This window comes from Saccharothrix stipae, assembly GCF_054781895.1.
Genome location: NZ_BAAGTN010000017.1, coordinates 551,894 through 567,251 on the forward strand (window position 1 = coordinate 551,894; position 15,358 = coordinate 567,251).

At 71.7% G+C, this 15,358-nt stretch carries 15 protein-coding genes; 11 read left to right on the plus strand and 4 right to left on the minus strand.

Annotated elements, in window-relative coordinates; translation table 11 throughout:
• Window positions 1-87: 87 nt before the first annotated feature.
• Entirely contained in the window at window positions 88-1,713 is a 1,626-nt protein-coding gene (locus tag ACYVLT_RS30705) for a glycosyltransferase family 87 protein (RefSeq protein WP_461123653.1), read from the plus strand.
• Here ACYVLT_RS30705 and ACYVLT_RS30710 read toward each other — a convergent pair.
• Together ACYVLT_RS30710 and ACYVLT_RS30715 are read right to left on the minus strand one after the other, a co-directional pair.
• Complete coding sequence (locus tag ACYVLT_RS30710; protein ID WP_461123654.1) at window positions 1,710-3,119, minus strand: glycosyltransferase family 87 protein; 1,410 nt, start codon at window positions 3,117-3,119, stop codon at window positions 1,710-1,712. The genes ACYVLT_RS30705 and ACYVLT_RS30710 overlap by 4 nt on opposite strands.
• Window positions 3,116-3,886, minus strand: a complete 771-nt coding sequence (locus ACYVLT_RS30715; protein WP_360448720.1) for a deoxyribonuclease IV — start codon at window positions 3,884-3,886, stop codon at window positions 3,116-3,118. The genes ACYVLT_RS30710 and ACYVLT_RS30715 overlap by 4 nt, the downstream gene beginning before the upstream one ends.
• A 156-nt stretch (window positions 3,887-4,042) precedes the next feature.
• Here ACYVLT_RS30715 and ACYVLT_RS30720 point away from each other — a divergent pair, with 156 nt between their 5' ends.
• From ACYVLT_RS30720 to dnaB, 6 genes are all read left to right on the plus strand, one after another.
• Window positions 4,043-5,062, plus strand: coding sequence for a hypothetical protein (locus tag ACYVLT_RS30720; protein ID WP_461123655.1), 1,020 nt, complete (start codon window positions 4,043-4,045; stop codon window positions 5,060-5,062).
• Window positions 5,063-5,234: 172 nt separating this feature from the next.
• On the plus strand, window positions 5,235-5,582 hold the full coding sequence (rpsF, locus tag ACYVLT_RS30725; protein ID WP_461123656.1) for a 30S ribosomal protein S6: 348 nt from the start codon (window positions 5,235-5,237) through the stop codon (window positions 5,580-5,582).
• 13 nt (window positions 5,583-5,595) lie between these two features.
• Entirely contained in the window at window positions 5,596-6,096 is a 501-nt protein-coding gene (locus tag ACYVLT_RS30730; protein ID WP_360448716.1) for a single-stranded DNA-binding protein, read from the plus strand.
• 51 nt (window positions 6,097-6,147) lie between these two features.
• Entirely contained in the window at window positions 6,148-6,387 is a 240-nt protein-coding gene (gene rpsR / locus ACYVLT_RS30735) for a 30S ribosomal protein S18 (protein ID WP_015805710.1), read from the plus strand.
• 13 nt (window positions 6,388-6,400) lie between these two features.
• Entirely contained in the window at window positions 6,401-6,859 is a 459-nt protein-coding gene (gene rplI / locus ACYVLT_RS30740; protein ID WP_360449090.1) for a 50S ribosomal protein L9, read from the plus strand.
• 409 nt (window positions 6,860-7,268) lie between these two features.
• Window positions 7,269-9,851, plus strand: coding sequence for a replicative DNA helicase (gene dnaB, locus ACYVLT_RS30745; protein ID WP_461123657.1), 2,583 nt, complete (start codon window positions 7,269-7,271; stop codon window positions 9,849-9,851).
• A gap of 18 nt (window positions 9,852-9,869) precedes the next feature.
• Here dnaB and ACYVLT_RS30750 read toward each other — a convergent pair whose 3' ends face one another.
• A complete protein-coding gene (locus ACYVLT_RS30750) occupies window positions 9,870-10,844 on the minus strand; it encodes a helix-turn-helix transcriptional regulator (RefSeq protein ID WP_461123658.1) in 975 nt (324 codons plus the stop codon).
• A gap of 60 nt (window positions 10,845-10,904) precedes the next feature.
• Entirely contained in the window at window positions 10,905-11,606 is a 702-nt protein-coding gene (locus ACYVLT_RS30755; RefSeq protein ID WP_461124155.1) for a TioE family transcriptional regulator, read from the minus strand.
• A gap of 112 nt (window positions 11,607-11,718) precedes the next feature.
• On the opposite strand from ACYVLT_RS30755, the gene ACYVLT_RS30760 reads away from it, so the two are divergent.
• From ACYVLT_RS30760 to ACYVLT_RS30775, 4 genes are all read left to right on the plus strand, one after another.
• The gene (locus ACYVLT_RS30760; protein ID WP_461123659.1) at window positions 11,719-12,915 is read left to right on the plus strand and encodes an erythromycin esterase family protein; all 1,197 of its coding nucleotides are present in this window, start codon (window positions 11,719-11,721) and stop codon (window positions 12,913-12,915) included.
• Window positions 12,916-12,984: 69 nt separating this feature from the next.
• Window positions 12,985-13,542, plus strand: a complete 558-nt coding sequence (locus ACYVLT_RS30765) for a TetR/AcrR family transcriptional regulator (protein WP_461123660.1) — start codon at window positions 12,985-12,987, stop codon at window positions 13,540-13,542.
• 25 nt (window positions 13,543-13,567) lie between these two features.
• A complete protein-coding gene (locus tag ACYVLT_RS30770) occupies window positions 13,568-14,452 on the plus strand; it encodes an exonuclease domain-containing protein (RefSeq protein ID WP_461123661.1) in 885 nt (294 codons plus the stop codon).
• An 81-nt stretch (window positions 14,453-14,533) separates the two neighbouring features.
• Window positions 14,534-15,316 (plus strand): GGDEF domain-containing protein, encoded by a 783-nt coding sequence (locus ACYVLT_RS30775; RefSeq protein ID WP_461123662.1) that lies wholly within the window; start codon window positions 14,534-14,536, stop codon window positions 15,314-15,316.
• Window positions 15,317-15,358 lie beyond the last annotated feature (42 nt).

Genomic DNA, 15,358 nt, shown 5'->3' on the forward strand with positions numbered 1-15,358 from the left:
CTCCGCCGTTCGCGGGCCCGAAGCCGGCGGCGGGACATGGGCGGACCTCACAACCGCTGTTGACCAGTGCCCGTAGCATCCGTCCCCGTGGCCAGCCCTTCGCAGCACTCGCAGGCGAACGCCGACAGCCCTGCGGCGAACACCGACGACCCGCAGGTGAACGCCGACGACACCGTCTCGCTCGGCCCCGACGAGCGGGTCAACCCGACCTGGACCGAACCGCTGGCCCGGACGGCGAGCAAGCCGCTGGGCGGTCCGGTCGGCCGGCACGCGTCGGTCGGCAGGCAGTGGTTCTGGACGCCGCTGCGCGTGGTGCTGCTGTTCGCGGTCGTCACGCTGGCGCTGTCGTGGTTCCAGAAGTCGCCGTGCATCCAGCAGTACGTGGACGACAACGGCGTGGTGCAGCTCGACTGGCGGGGCAGCAAGCAGTTCACCGCGATGTGCTACTCCGACACCGTGCCGCTGTACACGGCGGAGCGGTTGGACAAGCCGGACACGTTCCCCTACAAGACGTCGTGGGTGGACGACGAGGGCAAGCCGACGGCGCACGTGCGGTACATGGAGTACCCCGTGCTGACGGGCATGTTCCAGCTGCTCAACGCGCGCATGGCGCAGGGCTGGACGGCGATCGCCGCGTCCGGGTGGCTGCCGAACCCCATGACGGTGATCGTGTACTTCAACATCACCGCGCTGTGGCTGGCGCTGGCCTGGCTGGTGACCGCGTACGCGGTGGCGCAGCTGGCCAGGCGACGACCGTACGACGCGGTGCTGGTGGCGGTGTCGCCCCTGGTGATCGTGCACGCGTTCACCAACTTCGACACGCTGGCCACGGCGTTCGCCACGGCGGGCATGCTCGCGTGGGCGCGCAAGAACCCCGTGCTGGCGGGCGTGCTGCTGGGGTTGGGCGGCGCGGCCAAGCTCTACCCGCTGTTCCTGCTGGGACCGTTGCTGCTGCTGTGCTGGCGGTCGAACCGGCTGCGGGCCGGGTTCACCACGCTGGGCGCGACGCTGGCGACGTGGGCGCTGGTGAACGCGCCGATCGCGTGGCTGTACCCCGACGGGTGGCGTGAGTTCTTCCGGCTGAACACCGAGCGCGGGGTCGACCCGGACTCGCTCTACAACGTGGTCGCGCAGTGGACCGGGTGGCAGGGCTTCGACCCGGGGCTGCTGCACGGGCAGGCGCCCGAGGTGTTGAACACGGTAAGCGCGGTGCTGTTCCTGGTGTGCTGCGCGGCGATCGGGTTCGTGACCATGTCCGCGCCGCGGCGGCCCCGGTTCGCGCAGCTGGCGTTCCTCGTGGTGGCCGCGTTCCTGCTGACGAACAAGGTGTGGAGCCCGCAGTACTCGCTGTGGCTGGTGCCGCTGGCGGTGCTGGCGCTGCCGCGGTGGAAGCCGCTGCTGGCGTGGATGGCGGTGGACGCGCTGGTCTGGGCGCCGCGGATGTTCTTCTACCTCGGTGAGGACAACAAGGGGCTGCCCATCGACTGGTTCCTCGGCGCGGTGGTGGCGCGGGACGTCGCGGTGATCGTGCTGTGCGCGATGATCGTGCGCGAGATCTACCGGCCGGAGCTGGACAAGGTGCGCCAGGCCGGTGACGACGACCCGTGCGGCGGCGTGGTCGACGGCGCGCCGGACCGGTTCGCGTGGCGGTTCAAGCGACGCCCCGACGCCGGTGCCGACGCCGCCGTCGGCGCCGGCTCCCGGGCCGGCTAGGCGGTGGTCGTGGGCGCGGGCCGTCGGCGGCGGGAGAACTTGCGGTCGGTGAAGGTGACCTCCGACTTCAGGAACACCAGGAACAACGCCACCAGCAGGGCGGCCCGGCCCCACACGCCGATCACCACGGCCTGCGCCGAGAACCCGTCGTAGATGCCCGACGGCTCGCCGAACTCGATCGCGTAGTACCAGCGGAAGATGCCCACGCCCATGGCGAAGTCCGCCGCGAAGTAGGCCGCCACCCAACCCCAGTTCACCCGCAGCAGCACGAACATCGGCACCAGCCACAGCGTGTACTGCGGCGAGTGCACCTTGTGCAGCAGCAGGAAGCCGCACAGCATCGCGGCCGACACCGGCACCCACGGGTAGCTGCCCTCGCGCTGGAACCGCCGCCACCCGAGCCAGCACGCCAGCCCGAACGAGACCAGGATCCCGACCGGCGACAGCACGCCGACCAGCGACTGCATCGTGTCGTCGGGCATGAACGGCCGCATCGACCAGAACCAGACCGAGTTCGTGGTGATGTCGACCCGCCGCAGGCCCTGGAACGCGAACGACGCCTTCCAGCCCTCCAGCCCGGCCACCACGAACGGCAGGTTGATCAGCACCACCGTCACCACGGACGCCAACGCGACCTTCACCGCGCCCGCGACGTCGTACCGGGCACCGCGCGGCAACGACCGCCCGCCCGGACCACCGGTCAGCACGTACAGGCACAGCGGCAGCACGAAGATCGCCGGGTAGATCTTGAACGCGAACCCGATGCCCAGCAGCACCGACGCGACCACGGCGCGGTCAACCAAGGGCCGCTCGCGCCGCCCCCAGCCCCGGTGCACCACGTACACCGCCGCCACCGCGCAGAACACGACCGGCAGGTCCCAGTTGTGGAACGCGTAGAGCACCATCGGCGGGCCGAGCGCCCAGATCAGCGCGCGCCACCGGCTGAGCTTGCCGAGCAACCACCCGGTGGCCAGCCCGAACGGCGCCATCAGCAACGCCGAGAACAGCAGGAACGCCGCGTCGGTCTGGGCGAAGATCGCACCGGCCCAGATCATCAGCCCGGTCAGCACCGGGTACTCGACCACGCCGCCGACCAGCACGCCCTTGCTGTTGATGCTGCCGTGCACGTACGGGAACACGTGCCGGTCCACGTCACGGCCGATCCACAGGTGCTGGATGTCGGAGTAGCAGACCTCGGCCTTGTTGCGCGCCTCGTAGTCGGGCGCGCTGCGGCCCCACTGGTCGAACTCCGGCCCGGTGCAGCGGTCCTTGTTGAGGAAGCCGACGAACATCGTCAGCCCGCACAGGAGGACGACCGCGGCGAGCGCGACCCGACCGAACCGCGGCAACCGCGACCCGGCGTCCGCGCGCTCCGGCACGGCCACCACCTCCCGTGTCACGCTCATCGGCCCAGGTGCTCGCGGAGGAACGCGATGTCCTCCGCTTGCCCTTCGTCCGGTGTCTCGACCAGCACCGGCGAGCCCGCGGCGGCAGCCACCGCGACCAGCTGCTCGGGGTCGATCTTGCCGGACGCGATGTTGGCGTGCCGGTCGCGCGAGGAGCCGAACTCGTCGCGCGAGCTGTTGAGGTGGACCAGGTCGACGCGCCCGGTGATCGCCTTGACCCGGTCCACGATGCCGACCAGGTCCTCGCCGGAGGCGAACGCGTGGCAGGTGTCCAGGCAGAACCCGGCGTCGAACTCGCCGACCGCGTCCCACAGCCTGCCGAGCATGTCGAACGTGCGGGCCATGGCGTTCTCGCCGCCCGCGGTGTTCTCGATCAGGATCGGGACCGCGAAGCCTCCGCCGTCGGCCTGCCGCTCGAACATCTTCCGCCAGTTCGCGATGCCCTCGTTCGGGTCCTCGCCCTTGGTGACGTGCCCGCCGTGCACGATCAGGCCCTTGGCGCCGACCTTCGCCGCCGCCTCGGCGTGCTGGAGCACGATCTTGCGCGACGGGATCCGGATGCGGTTGTTGAGCGACGCGACGTTGGCCAGGTACGGCGCGTGGATGAAAACGTCCAGGTCAGAGGCCAGCAACCCATCGGTCTGGGGGTGCGGCTTGGGCGCCTTCCACCCCTGCGGGTCGGCGAGGAAGAACTGGACCACGTCGGCACCGCGTTCGACGGCGGCGCCGAGCGGGTCGTCGTCGCGGACGTGGGCCCCGATGCGCATGACTGTGCAGGGTAGTCGGGCGCTGCAACGTCCTGCCGACGGCCGCCGATAGCAAAATTGTCATCAAGGGGGATGACTCGCGTCACCATGAGCACTTAGGCTCGTTACTTGTAAGTAGGAAACGCGAAACGCACGCGGCACGCCCTGGAGGCCCACATGCGGATCCGGCTCACTCGACTGGTGGGCGCGGCGGTCGTCGTGCTCGCGGTCGGCACGGCCGGCGCCGCCGCGGGTTCCGGTTCGGCGGTGGCCGCCGAACCCGTCGTGGTGGGTAGCTGCGCGACGACCGTGCAGGGTGTGCCGGGCACGCCGGTGGCGTTGAGCCCGGCCGCGGTGCTCGACCCGGTGGTGCAGCTGATCCGCGCGATCCCGCTGCTCGGGCCGCCGCTCGCGGACCCGTTCCGCCAGGCGTTCTCGGCCCTGCCGCCCATCCCGATCGGCGCCATCCCCACCGGCTCGGGCGTCATCACCGGCGGCGAGATCGCGAACAAGGTCAACGCCGAGCTGGCCAAGCTGCCGTTGCTCGGACCGATCATCGTCACCCTCGCCACGGGCGTGCGCACCGAGCTGACCAAGCTGTGCGGTGTCACCGTGCAGGGCGTCAACAACGCCGCCGCGCCCGTCCAGGACGGGTCGAAGGCGATCGCGGACGCCTCGCAGCAGGCGACCGGGCAGCTGCCCGGCCTGCCGGGTCTGCCGGGCGGGCAGCCGTCGCCGAACCCGCCGCCGCAGACCGGCAAGCCCGGCGGCACCCCGGGCAACCCCGGCACCTCGCAGCCCGGCGGCACCCCGGCCGGTCAGACGCCGGTCCAGCACCCCGTCGGCGGCGTCGGCGGGCTGGACGTGCCCCTGTACAGCGCGAACCCGTGGGGCGGCAACTTCGGCCGCGTGCCGCTGTTCAGCTACGGCTCCCTGCCGTTCGCCGTGCCCGGCCAGTACGCGCCGTCGCCCGGTGTGCGCTACGGCGGCGGCCTGAACGGCAACCGGTCCGGTTACGGGTTGCCCGGCGCGGACGACACCGGCGGCGTGCAGACCGCGGGCCGCGCCCAGGCGCTGCCCGGCACCGGCCGGATGGGCGGTGGCGTGGCGTTCCCGCTGCTGCTGGCCGTGCTGCTGCTGTCGTGCGTGACGGGCGCGCTCGTGCGCACCTGGGTGCTGCGCCGAGCGGTCGCCTGACCCGAGCGAGCACCTGACCCAGGCACCCCGACCCGAGTGCTCCGGCCTGGGCCGACGGGCCGCCGCGGGCCGCGCCCCGCACGCCTGTTACCCTCCACGGGTTGCTGACGCGACGACCCTCCTGCCACGGAACGTCCGTGGCCGCCGAGTCCACAGGAGGTGAGTGGTCTTCATGCGTCATTACGAAGTGATGGTCATCCTCGACCCCAGTCTCGACGAGCGCACGATCGCGCCGTCCCTTGACACGTTCCTCAACGTCATCCGCACCACGGGTGGCAACGTGGAGAAGGTCGAGGTGTGGGGCAAGCGCCGACTGAGCTTCGAGATCAACAAGAACCCCGAGGGCATCTACGCCGTCCTCGACCTGATCTCGACCCCCGAAGCGGTGAAGGAACTGGACCGCCAGCTGGGCCTCCAGGAGACGGTGCTGCGGACGAAGGTCATCCGCCGCGAGCCCGCCAAGGCCGCGAAGACCGCCGCGCGCATCGCCGCCAAGGCAGCCGCCAAGGCCAAGGCCTAGGAGCCACCGGAACATGGCAGGCGAGACGACGATCACGGTGGTCGGGAACCTGACCGCCGATCCCGAACTCCGCTTCACCCAGTCCGGCGCCGCGGTGGCGAGCTTCACCGTGGCGTCCACCCCCCGCACGTTCGACAAGGCGAGCGGTGAGTGGAAGGACGGGGAGGCGCTGTTCCTGCGGTGCAACGTGTGGCGGCAGGTCGCGGAGAACGTGGCCGAGTCCCTCACCCGCGGTTCGCGCGTGCTCGTGAGCGGGCGGCTGCGCCAGCGTTCCTTCGAGACGAAGGAAGGCGAGAAGCGCACCGTCATCGAGCTTGAGGTCGACGAGATCGGCCCCTCGCTGCGCTACGCGACCGCGAAGGTCAACAAGGTGAGCCGTGGAGACGGCGGCGGCGGCTTCGGCGGCGGCGGTCAGTCTCGCGGCGGCGGCGGCGGCGCCCCGGCCGACGACCCGTGGGGCTCCGCGCCCCCGGCCGGCTCCGGTGGCGGCTTCGCCGACGAGCCACCCTTCTAGACCGGCACCGGTCCACTCCACACTTCACTGCGTAATACCAGGAGTCCACACATGGCCAAGCCGCCTGTGCGCAAGCCCAAGAAGAAGGTCTGCGCGTTCTGCAAGGACAAGAACGCCAACCTCATCGACTACAAGGACACCACCCTGCTCCGGAAGTACATCTCGGACCGGGGCAAGATCCGCGCCCGCCGGGTCACCGGCAACTGCTCCCAGCACCAGCGCGACGTCGCGGTCGCCGTCAAGAACGCCCGCGAGATGGCGCTGCTGCCCTACACCTCGACCGCTCGCTGAGAAGGGGGACGGCATCGTGAAGCTCATCCTCACCGCTGACGTGACCGGCCTCGGCGGCCCCGGCGACATCGTCGAGGTCAAGGACGGCTACGGCCGCAACTACCTGCTGCCCCGCGGCCTGGCGATCATCGCCACCAAGGGCGCGGCCAAGCAGGTCGAGGTCATCCGCCGGGCGCAGGACACCCGCCGGGTCCGCGACCTGGACCACGCCAAGGAGATCAAGGCCTCGCTCGAAGGCCTCGGCTCCGTGACGCTGAAGGCCAAGGCCGCGGCCGGCTCGAAGAAGCTCTTCGGCTCCGTCACCTCGTCCGACGTGGTGTCGGCCGTGCGTGCGGCCGGCGGCCCCACGCTGGACAAGCGGGCCGTCGAGATCGCGGGTCACATCAAGACCCTCGGCAAGCACTCGGTGAACGTCCGGCTCCACCCGGAGGTCACCGTGTCGCTGTCCGTCGAGGTCGCGAACGCGAGCTGAACCACCCGGAAGCGCCGTTCGACCAGGTGTTCTGGTCGGGCGGCGCTTTCGCACGTCCGGCTGTGGACAACTCTTGTGACACGTTGTCCGCGACACGCCGTGCCGCCGGTTACACGCGACACGCCGGGGTTGTGACGCACGACTTTTCCACAAAGTTATCCACAGGGGTTGAGCTGCGCGAACTTTTGTCTGGACCCGATTTGTACCCAGGTTGTCCACAGGTTTGCCCGAGCCTGTGGTCAGCTGGGCGCGGCCATCCCCAGGCTGTCCACCGAGTTGTCCACAGGTTCGTTTGCCTACGCCATCCAGGTGGCTCTAGCGTCGCGTGATCGCGGGGCGTGGCTTGGCGGAAATTGTCGGACCCACGAGGTACAACATCCGCACGGCAGCAGATTGGGGTGAGCTCACGGTGGCGCTGGTGGACGACCGGGGCATGGCAGAGCCCGGCTTCGAACGGCAGCCGCCGCAGGACCTCGCCGCCGAGCAGTCGGTGCTGGGCGGGATGCTGCTGAGCAAGGACGCGATCGCCGACGTGGTCGAGGTCCTGGCGCCCAACGACTTCTACCGGCCCGCGCACCAGGCCGTGTACGACTGCGTCCTCGACCTGTACGGGCGGGGTGAGCCGGCCGACCCGATCACGGTGTCCGCCGAGCTGGAACGCCGGGGCGAGCTGCTGCGCGTCGGCGGCGCGCCGTACCTGCACACCCTGATCGCGACCGTGCCGACGGCCGCCAACGCCTCCTACTACGCCGAGATCGTGGCGGAGAAGGCGGTGCTGCGGCGGTTGGTCGAGGCGGGCACGCGGATCGTCCAGCTCGGGTACAACGGCGCCGAGGGCGCCGACGTGGACGAGGTGGTCGACCGGGCGCAGGCGGCGATCTACGAGGTCACCGAGCGCCGCACCACCGAGGACTACGTGGTGCTGGAGGAGCTGCTCCAGCCGACCATGGACGAGATCGACGCCATCGCCTCGCGCGGCGGCTCGTCGCTGGGCATCCCCACCGGCTTCGCGGACCTGGACGAGCTGACCAACGGCCTGCACCCCGGCCAGATGATCATCGTCGCGGCCCGACCGGGTGTCGGCAAGGCGCTCGCGTTGGACACACCGCTCGCCACGTCCACCGGGTGGACGACCATGGGCGAGGTCGCCGTCGGCGACCGGCTCATCGGCGCCGACGGCCGGCCTACGACCGTGGTGGCCGCGACCGACGTGATGCTCGGCAGGCCGTGCTACGAGGTCGAGTTCTCCGACGGCTCGGTGCTCGTGGCCGACGCGGAGCACCAGTGGCTCACCGAAACCCGGGCTTCACGCCGATCGGCGCAGGCGGCCTCGGCACGGAAACAGCGCGCGGTCGGCGTCATCCGCACCACCCGCGACATCGCCGAGACCCTGCGCTGCGAGACGGCCGACCGGCGGTTGAACCACTCGGTGGTCAACACCCGCGCACTGGACCTGCCCGACGCGGCGTTGCCGATCGGTCCGTACACGCTCGGCGCGTGGCTCGGTGACGGTCATTCCGCCGGCGCGAGGATCACCACCGCCGATCCCGAGATCGTGTGGAACATCGAGGCCGAGGGCTACGACGTGGTGCCGCAGAGCGGGCTGCTCCACAGCATCAAGCTGCCTGTGGCGGATGCCCCGGAGATCCGCGAGTGCGTCGTCTGCGGTGTCGCTTTCACGCCGAAGACCTCTCAGGTCAAGACGTGCGGCCGCAGCTGCGGTGGCAGGTCCCGCTTCACGTCCGTCCGGGTACCGGCCCCGACCTGCCCGGACTGCGGTGGACCGTCGTGCGGCCTGCGGCGGTGCCAGGACTGCCACGGGACCGTTCAGGCGCTCCTGCGCGGCCTGGGCGTGCTGGATGACAAGCACATACCGGCGGTCTACCTCCGGGCGTCGATCGCCCAACGACGCGCACTGCTCGCCGGTCTGCTCGACACGGACGGCACGGTGACCGCCGGCGGGTCTGTGCAGTTCGCGGTGACCAACCGACGCCTCGCCGAAGACGTTCGCGAACTGGTCGTGAGCCTCGGCTACCGGTGCTCGTTCAGCACCAAGCCGGCTCGGGGGCGAAATGAGCAGACGTCCATCGCCTACACCTTGACCTTCGGCACGGACGACGACGTCTTCGGCTTGGACCGCAAGCGGCTGGTGTTGAAGGAACGGCGGCGCGCCGCGAACACGACCCGGACGGGGTCGCGGTACATCGTCGACGTCCGGCCGGTCCCGAGCGTGCCGGTCCGCTGCGTCGAGGTGGACAACCCCGACCACCTGTACCTCGCCGGACGGTCGATGATCCCGACCCACAACTCCACGCTGGGCCTGGACTTCGCCAGGTCGTGCTCGGTGAAGCACGGGTTGACCAGCGCCATCTTCTCGCTGGAGATGTCGCGCACCGAGATCGTGATGCGCATGCTGTCGGCCGAGGCGCGGATCCGGCTCGGCGACATGCGCGGTGGGCGGATGAGCGACGACGACTGGACCCGGCTGGCACGGCGGATGAGCGAGATCAGCGAGGCGCCGCTGTTCGTGGACGACTCGCCGAACCTGACCATGATGGAGATCCGGGCCAAGGCGAGGCGGTTGAAGCAGCGCCACGACCTGCGGCTGGTGGTGGTCGACTACCTCCAGCTGATGTCGTCGGGCAAGCGCACCGAGTCCCGTCAGCAGGAGGTCTCGGAGTTCTCCCGGAACCTGAAGTTGATCGCCAAGGAGCTCGAGGTGCCGGTGATCGCGATCAGCCAGCTCAACCGAGGCCCGGAACAGCGGACCGACAAGCGCCCGCAGCTGTCCGACCTGCGTGAGTCCGGCTCCCTGGAGCAGGACGCCGACATGGTGATCCTCATCAACCGCCCGGACGCCTGGGAGCGCGACGACCCGCGGGCGGGCGAGGCGGACCTGATCATCGCCAAGCACCGGGCCGGCCCGACGGCCACCATCACCGTCGCCCACCAACTCCACTACAGCCGCTTCGCCGACCTGGCCCAGGGCTGACCCGGCCGCCTTCGACGCTCAGGAAGGCACTTCGTAGCGGGTGGCGACGGCGGCGGCGCGGTCGCGCAGGGCGGTGCGCAGCCACTGCGGGGCCAGGGCTTCCGCGTTCGTGGAGAGCTGCCACAGCGCCCACTCGGCGTGCCGCGGGTCCTGGAAGGTCACCTCCAGCCGCAGCCGGCCGTCCGCGTCGGCCTCCTCGGCGAGGACGGCCACCGCGGTGCCCACCAGGTCCTCCCGCCGAGCCGGGTGCACCCGGACCAGCACGGTGACCTGGTCGTCGCCGGCGCGGAACCGCGTGGCGCGTTCCTGCCAGGCCCGGTCCAGGTCGACCCGGTCCGGTCGCTGCGCGGGTTCGGCGAGCTCCTCGGCGGCCAGGATCCGGGACAGCCGGTAGGTGCGGTCCGCACCGGACCGCGTGGCCAGCAGGTAGCCCTGCTCGCGCACGGTGACCAGGCCGATCGGGTCGACCGTGCGCCACTTCGGGGTCTGGTCCACCGCCGCGTAGTGGATGCGCAGCTTGTGCCCGGCGAACACCGCGCGCCGCACCTCGGCCGCCACGGGGTCGGGTACCTCCTCGGCGACCGGCCGGCGCGAGAGGAGGTCGGTCTCCGGGTCGATGAGCAACCGCTCGGCCACGCCGGCCGCGGTGTCCCGGTGGCTCTCCGGCAGCGCGTCGACCACCTTGAGCATGGCCGAGGCGAGCGCCGAGCCGAGGCCGAACGCCTGCGCGCCGCGCCGTGAGCCGGCGACCAGCAGGGCGAGGGCCTCGTCGTGGTTCAGCCCGGTGAGCTCGGTCCGGAAACCGGGCTGCAACGCGAAACCGCCGTGCCGGCCGCGTTCGGCGTAGACCGGGACGCCGGCTGCGGACAGCGCCTCGATGTCGCGCAGCACGGTGCGGGTGGACACCTCCAGCTCGCGGGCCAACGCGGTCGCGGACAGCCTGCCGCGCTGGCGCAGCAGCAGAACCAGTGAGACCAACCGGTCGGCGCGCATGCGGAGACTTTAAGAGGGATCGGCGACACCGGACGTCGTGACGGGCGTGAGCCGGCACCGTCACCGGCGGCCCTGGTCGAGCAGGGTGAGGTAGCCGTCGAGCTGGGCCGCGCCGCCGAGGAGGGCACGGCTGCGCGTGCTCAGCCGGTCCTGCCACGAGTCGAGGAAGGCGCTCAACGCGTCCGCGCCGCCCGCCTCGCGCAGCGCCGCCACGAACCGCGCGACCTGCCGCAACGGGTAACCGCCGCGGCGCAGCTGCCGGGCGATCTCGGCGTCGCGCACGCACTCGGGTCCGTAGTGGCGGTACCCCGTCGCCCGGTCGCGGTCGGGGTGCAGGATGCCCTCGGCCTCCCAGGTGCGCAGCGTCGCCGGGTGCACGCCGACCCGGCGCGCGAGCTCGCCCACGGTCAGCGGTCGGCCGGGCACCGGGGTGGGTGCGGTGGTGGACAGGCCGCCGAGGGCCGTCGCGACCTCGGTGCGGGTGTCGCGTTCGGCGAGCAGGGCGACGTGCGCGGCGTCGACGAGCCGGTAGGCGGACTCGGTGTCGCCCCGGTTGACCGCACGCATGATCTCCGTCGCCGGCTGGTGCCCGTGGCCGGCGCGCAACGCGAGGAAGGCGCGCAGGGCTTGCGCGTGCAGGGGCGTGTAGTTCCGGTAGCCGGTCCGGCCGCGCTCGGTCGGCGGCAGGACGCCGGCGTCGTCGTAGTTGCGGATCGCCTGGGCGGACAACCCGTGCTCACGGGCGAGGTCGATGGGCCGCAGCGCGCACCTCCGGTTGAGGCTTCAGCCGGGAACACCCAGCTCAGCGTCGCAGAAGTCTCATACGAACCTTCAACGATAGCGTCGAGCGCAGGTTCACCTGGAAGGGGTGCTTGTGTCCACTACCGCATCGCTGCGCGGGCTCGGCCGCGAACTCGACGGCCCGACCGGCCTGGGCCGGGCGTTCGACGAGCTGCTCGCCGCGCGGTCCGAGCCACCCGCCCTGCTCGCCCTCGGCGAGCCGGCGCACGGGGTCGAGGCGTTCCCGTTGCTGCGCAACGAGCTGCTCGGCCACCTGGTCGACCGGGGGTACCGGTCGATCGCGCTGGAGATCGACTTCTTCGCCGCGGCCGCGGTCGACGACTACGTCAACGGTGCGACCACGGAGCTCGACGCGGTGCTCGCCACCGGTTTCAGCCACGGGTTCGGCGCCGTGCCGGGCAACCGCGAGCTGGTCGAGTGGCTCCGCGAGCACAACGCCGGCCGGCCGCCGCAGGACCGGGTCCACTTCTACGGCTTCGACGCGCCGGTGGAGTACTCCGGTGCGCCGAGCCCGCGACACGCGCTGTTCTCGGTCGTCGACCACCTGCCCGCCGCGCTGCGACCGGACTCCGTCCGCGATCTCGACGCGCTGCTCGGCGCGGAGGCGGACTGGACGAACCCGGCGGCCATGTACGACCCGGCCGCGTCCATCGGCGACTCCGACCGCGCTCGGGGCCTGCGCGTCGTCGCGGACGACCTGGCGAGCGCACTGCGCCGCGCGGCACCCGGCCTGCGCTCCACCGATCCGACCGGCCACGCCCACGCCGCCGCGCACGCGCGCACCGCCCAGGGCTTGTTGCGCTACCACGCGGCCATGGCCGGCGCCGGGACCGATCGCATCTCGACGTTGTCCAGCGTGCGCAGCGAGATGATGGCGGAGAACCTGCTCGCGATCGTCGACCAGGAGCAGCAACGCGGTCCCTGCCTGGTGTTCGCGCACAACACCCACCTGCGGCCCGGCGCGGACGACGTGACGTGGGGCAGCGCCGGCGCGATGGTCGCGCTCCGCCTCGGCGAGCGCTACCTGTTCCTGGCGACCGACGCCTGCCTCGGCTCCGATCCGGGCACCCTCCAGCACGTGCTGGCCGAGGCGACCACCCGACGCGCGCTGTTCCCGGCACCGGCCCTGCGCGCCGCGCTTCCGCCGTCACTCGGCACGGGCGAGCCGATCGTGCTCGGCCACCTCCCGCTGACCCGGGCCGACCTGAGCGGCGCCGACGCGGTCGTCTTCATCACCGACACCGACGGGAAGCAGCACCGGTACTGGTGACGGAGAGCCACCGGTTTGTCCGGTTGTGAGTCATTCCCGCACCGCAGAAGGTGCGCATACCATCGGAAGATGCCACCCGACGCGGCGCGGCGCAGCGACCGTTCGAGGCGGGCGATCCTCATGGCCGCGATGGAGTTGGTCGAGGCGCTCGGCTACTCGCGGTTGACCATCGAGGCGGTCGCGGCCCGGGCCGGGGTGGGCAAGCAGACGATCTACCGGTGGTGGCCGTCGAAGGGGCCGCTGTTGTTCGACGCCATCCTGGAGTTCGGGCCGGCCGAGCCGGACGCGTTGCCCAGCGGTGTGCTGGCGGTCGACCTCAAGCGCGAGTTGCGGGCCGCGGCCGACGAGTTGGCGGAGCGGCGGTTCGACCAGGTGTGCCGGGTGCTGGTGCACGAGGCGCGCACGGACCTGGTGACGTTGCTGCTGATGCCGCGCCGGGTGGCGTTGGAGGAGCGGTTGCGGTCCGCGCAGCGGTTGGGGGACGTGCGGGTCGACGTCGACGTGCCGGCGGCGGTGGAGTTGTTGCTGGGGCCGGTCTACCAGCGGTGGTTCCTGCGCACGGCGCCGTTGACGGGCGAGTTCGCCGACGTGGTCGTGGATCTGGTGCTCCGGGCGCTGCGGGCCTGACCATGATCGGTAAGGTTCGTCGATCATGGGGTACGCCGTGGTCGACGTGGAGACGACCGGGTTCGCCGCGCGCGGTTCGGATCGGATCGTCGAGGTGGCCGTCGTCGGGTTGGACGCCGCGGGCCGGGTGACCGACGAGTGGTGCACGCTGCTCAACCCCGGTCGCGACCTCGGACCGCAGCACGTGCACCGGATCCGCGCGGCCGACGTGTGGGACGCGCCGACGTTCGCGCAGGCCGCGGGCGCGGTGGCGGCACGGCTGGCCGACCGGGTGGTCGTCGCGCACAACCTGTCGTTCGACGCCCGGTTCCTGACCGCCGAGTTCGCCCGCGCCGGGGTGGACCTGCCGCTGACGGGGCTGTGCACGATGCGGCTCGCCGACCGCTACCTGCCCGACCGCGCCGGGCGGTCGTTGCGGGCGTGCTGCGAGGCGGCCGGGGTGGTGCCCGAGTCGGCGCACTCCGCGTTGCACGACGCCCGCGCCACGGCCCGGTTGTTCGCCCACTACCTGGGTTCCGGCGTGCCGGAGGCCGTGCCCGTGCCGCGGTTGTCGCTGGACGGCGACGTGGCCGAGGTGCGGCGCGGCGCGGCCACGCCGGTGCGGCGGCGGTCGGATCCGGTGACGTTGGCGCGCGGCGACCGGGTGGTGTTCACCGGCCGGATGGACTCGCCGCGCGAGGAGTGGATCGACCGGGCCGCGTCGGTCGGGCTGGTCAGCCAGGGGTACGTGACCAGGTCGACCCGCGTGGTCGTCGCCGCCGACCCGTTCTCGCTGTCGGTCAAGGCACGGCGGGCGCGGGCCTACCGGGTGCCGATCGTGTCCGAGGAGGACTTCGCCGGGATGCTCGCCGGGCTGGGCGTTACACCGCCGGCCAAAGATCACCGGACCGGGTGGCGTCAGGGCTATTGAAAAGCCCGTTACCTGCGGGGAGGCTCTTCACGGACAGGCCCTGCCTCAGCGGAAGGCACGAGTCCTATGCGTACCCGTCCGATGAGTGCCGCACGGACGACGGCTTCCCGTGCGGTGTGGGACGAGCTCGTCTCGGAACTGCCGGTCGGGGTCGTGCTCCAGGACGAGCACGGTCTGGTGCTCGCGGCGAACCCGATGGCGTCCGCGCTGCTCGGTGACGCCCAGGCCCGCGACGATTCCGGCGCGCCGCTGCCCGGGTGCGCGGAGCTGGCCGGGCAGGTGCTGCGCACCGGGGAGCCGCTGACCATCCCGATGGTGTTGCCGCACACCAGGGTGTGGGCCGAGTACCACCCGATCGCGGTGCGCGGTCAGGTGCTGGTGCTGCTGCGGCCCGTGCAGGCCGACGTGCCGCACAGCGCCGGGCTGCTCGACGCGCTGACCGGCTTGCCGGGGCGGGCGTTGGTGCTGGACCGCCTCGACCAGGCGTTGATCCGGGCGCGCACGCGGGGCACGTTGGCGTCGCTGGTGCTGGCGGACGTGCACCGGATGGCGGCGGTGAACGCGGCCTACGGCTTCCAGCGCGGCGACGAACTGCTGGCCGTGCTGGCGAAGCGGCTGCGGCAGGGTTTACGGGCGGACTACACGGTGGGTCGGTACGGCGGCGACTCGTTCGCCGTCATCGCGGAGCACCCGGACGGCAGCGGCGAGGCGGTCGCGGCACGGGTGCGCGAGCTGGCCGGGCGGGCGGTGCGGCTCGGCGGCGAGCGGGTGCGCACGGGGGTGCGGGTGTGCTGGGTGACCAGCGACGGTGAGGCGCCGCTGCACTCGGTGATCGCCCACGTGGAGGAGCGCCTGCGCCGTTGACCCCGAACGGGACCGGGCCCCCGGCACTGGTGTGCCGGGGGC

Coding starts and splice junctions, on each gene's coding strand:
- ACYVLT_RS30710 (WP_461123654.1), bottom strand. CDS start 3,119: ATGAGCGTGACACGGGAGGTGGTGGCCGTGCCGGAGCGCGCGGACGCC.
- ACYVLT_RS30715 (WP_360448720.1), bottom strand. CDS start 3,886: ATGCGCATCGGGGCCCACGTCCGCGACGACGACCCGCTCGGCGCCGCC.
- ACYVLT_RS30720 (WP_461123655.1), top strand. CDS start 4,043: ATGCGGATCCGGCTCACTCGACTGGTGGGCGCGGCGGTCGTCGTGCTC.
- rpsF (WP_461123656.1), top strand. CDS start 5,235: ATGCGTCATTACGAAGTGATGGTCATCCTCGACCCCAGTCTCGACGAG.
- ACYVLT_RS30730 (WP_360448716.1), top strand. CDS start 5,596: ATGGCAGGCGAGACGACGATCACGGTGGTCGGGAACCTGACCGCCGAT.
- rpsR (WP_015805710.1), top strand. CDS start 6,148: ATGGCCAAGCCGCCTGTGCGCAAGCCCAAGAAGAAGGTCTGCGCGTTC.
- ACYVLT_RS30750 (WP_461123658.1), bottom strand. CDS start 10,844: ATGCGCGCCGACCGGTTGGTCTCACTGGTTCTGCTGCTGCGCCAGCGC.
- ACYVLT_RS30765 (WP_461123660.1), top strand. CDS start 12,985: ATGCCACCCGACGCGGCGCGGCGCAGCGACCGTTCGAGGCGGGCGATC.
- ACYVLT_RS30770 (WP_461123661.1), top strand. CDS start 13,568: ATGGGGTACGCCGTGGTCGACGTGGAGACGACCGGGTTCGCCGCGCGC.
- ACYVLT_RS30775 (WP_461123662.1), top strand. CDS start 14,534: ATGAGTGCCGCACGGACGACGGCTTCCCGTGCGGTGTGGGACGAGCTC.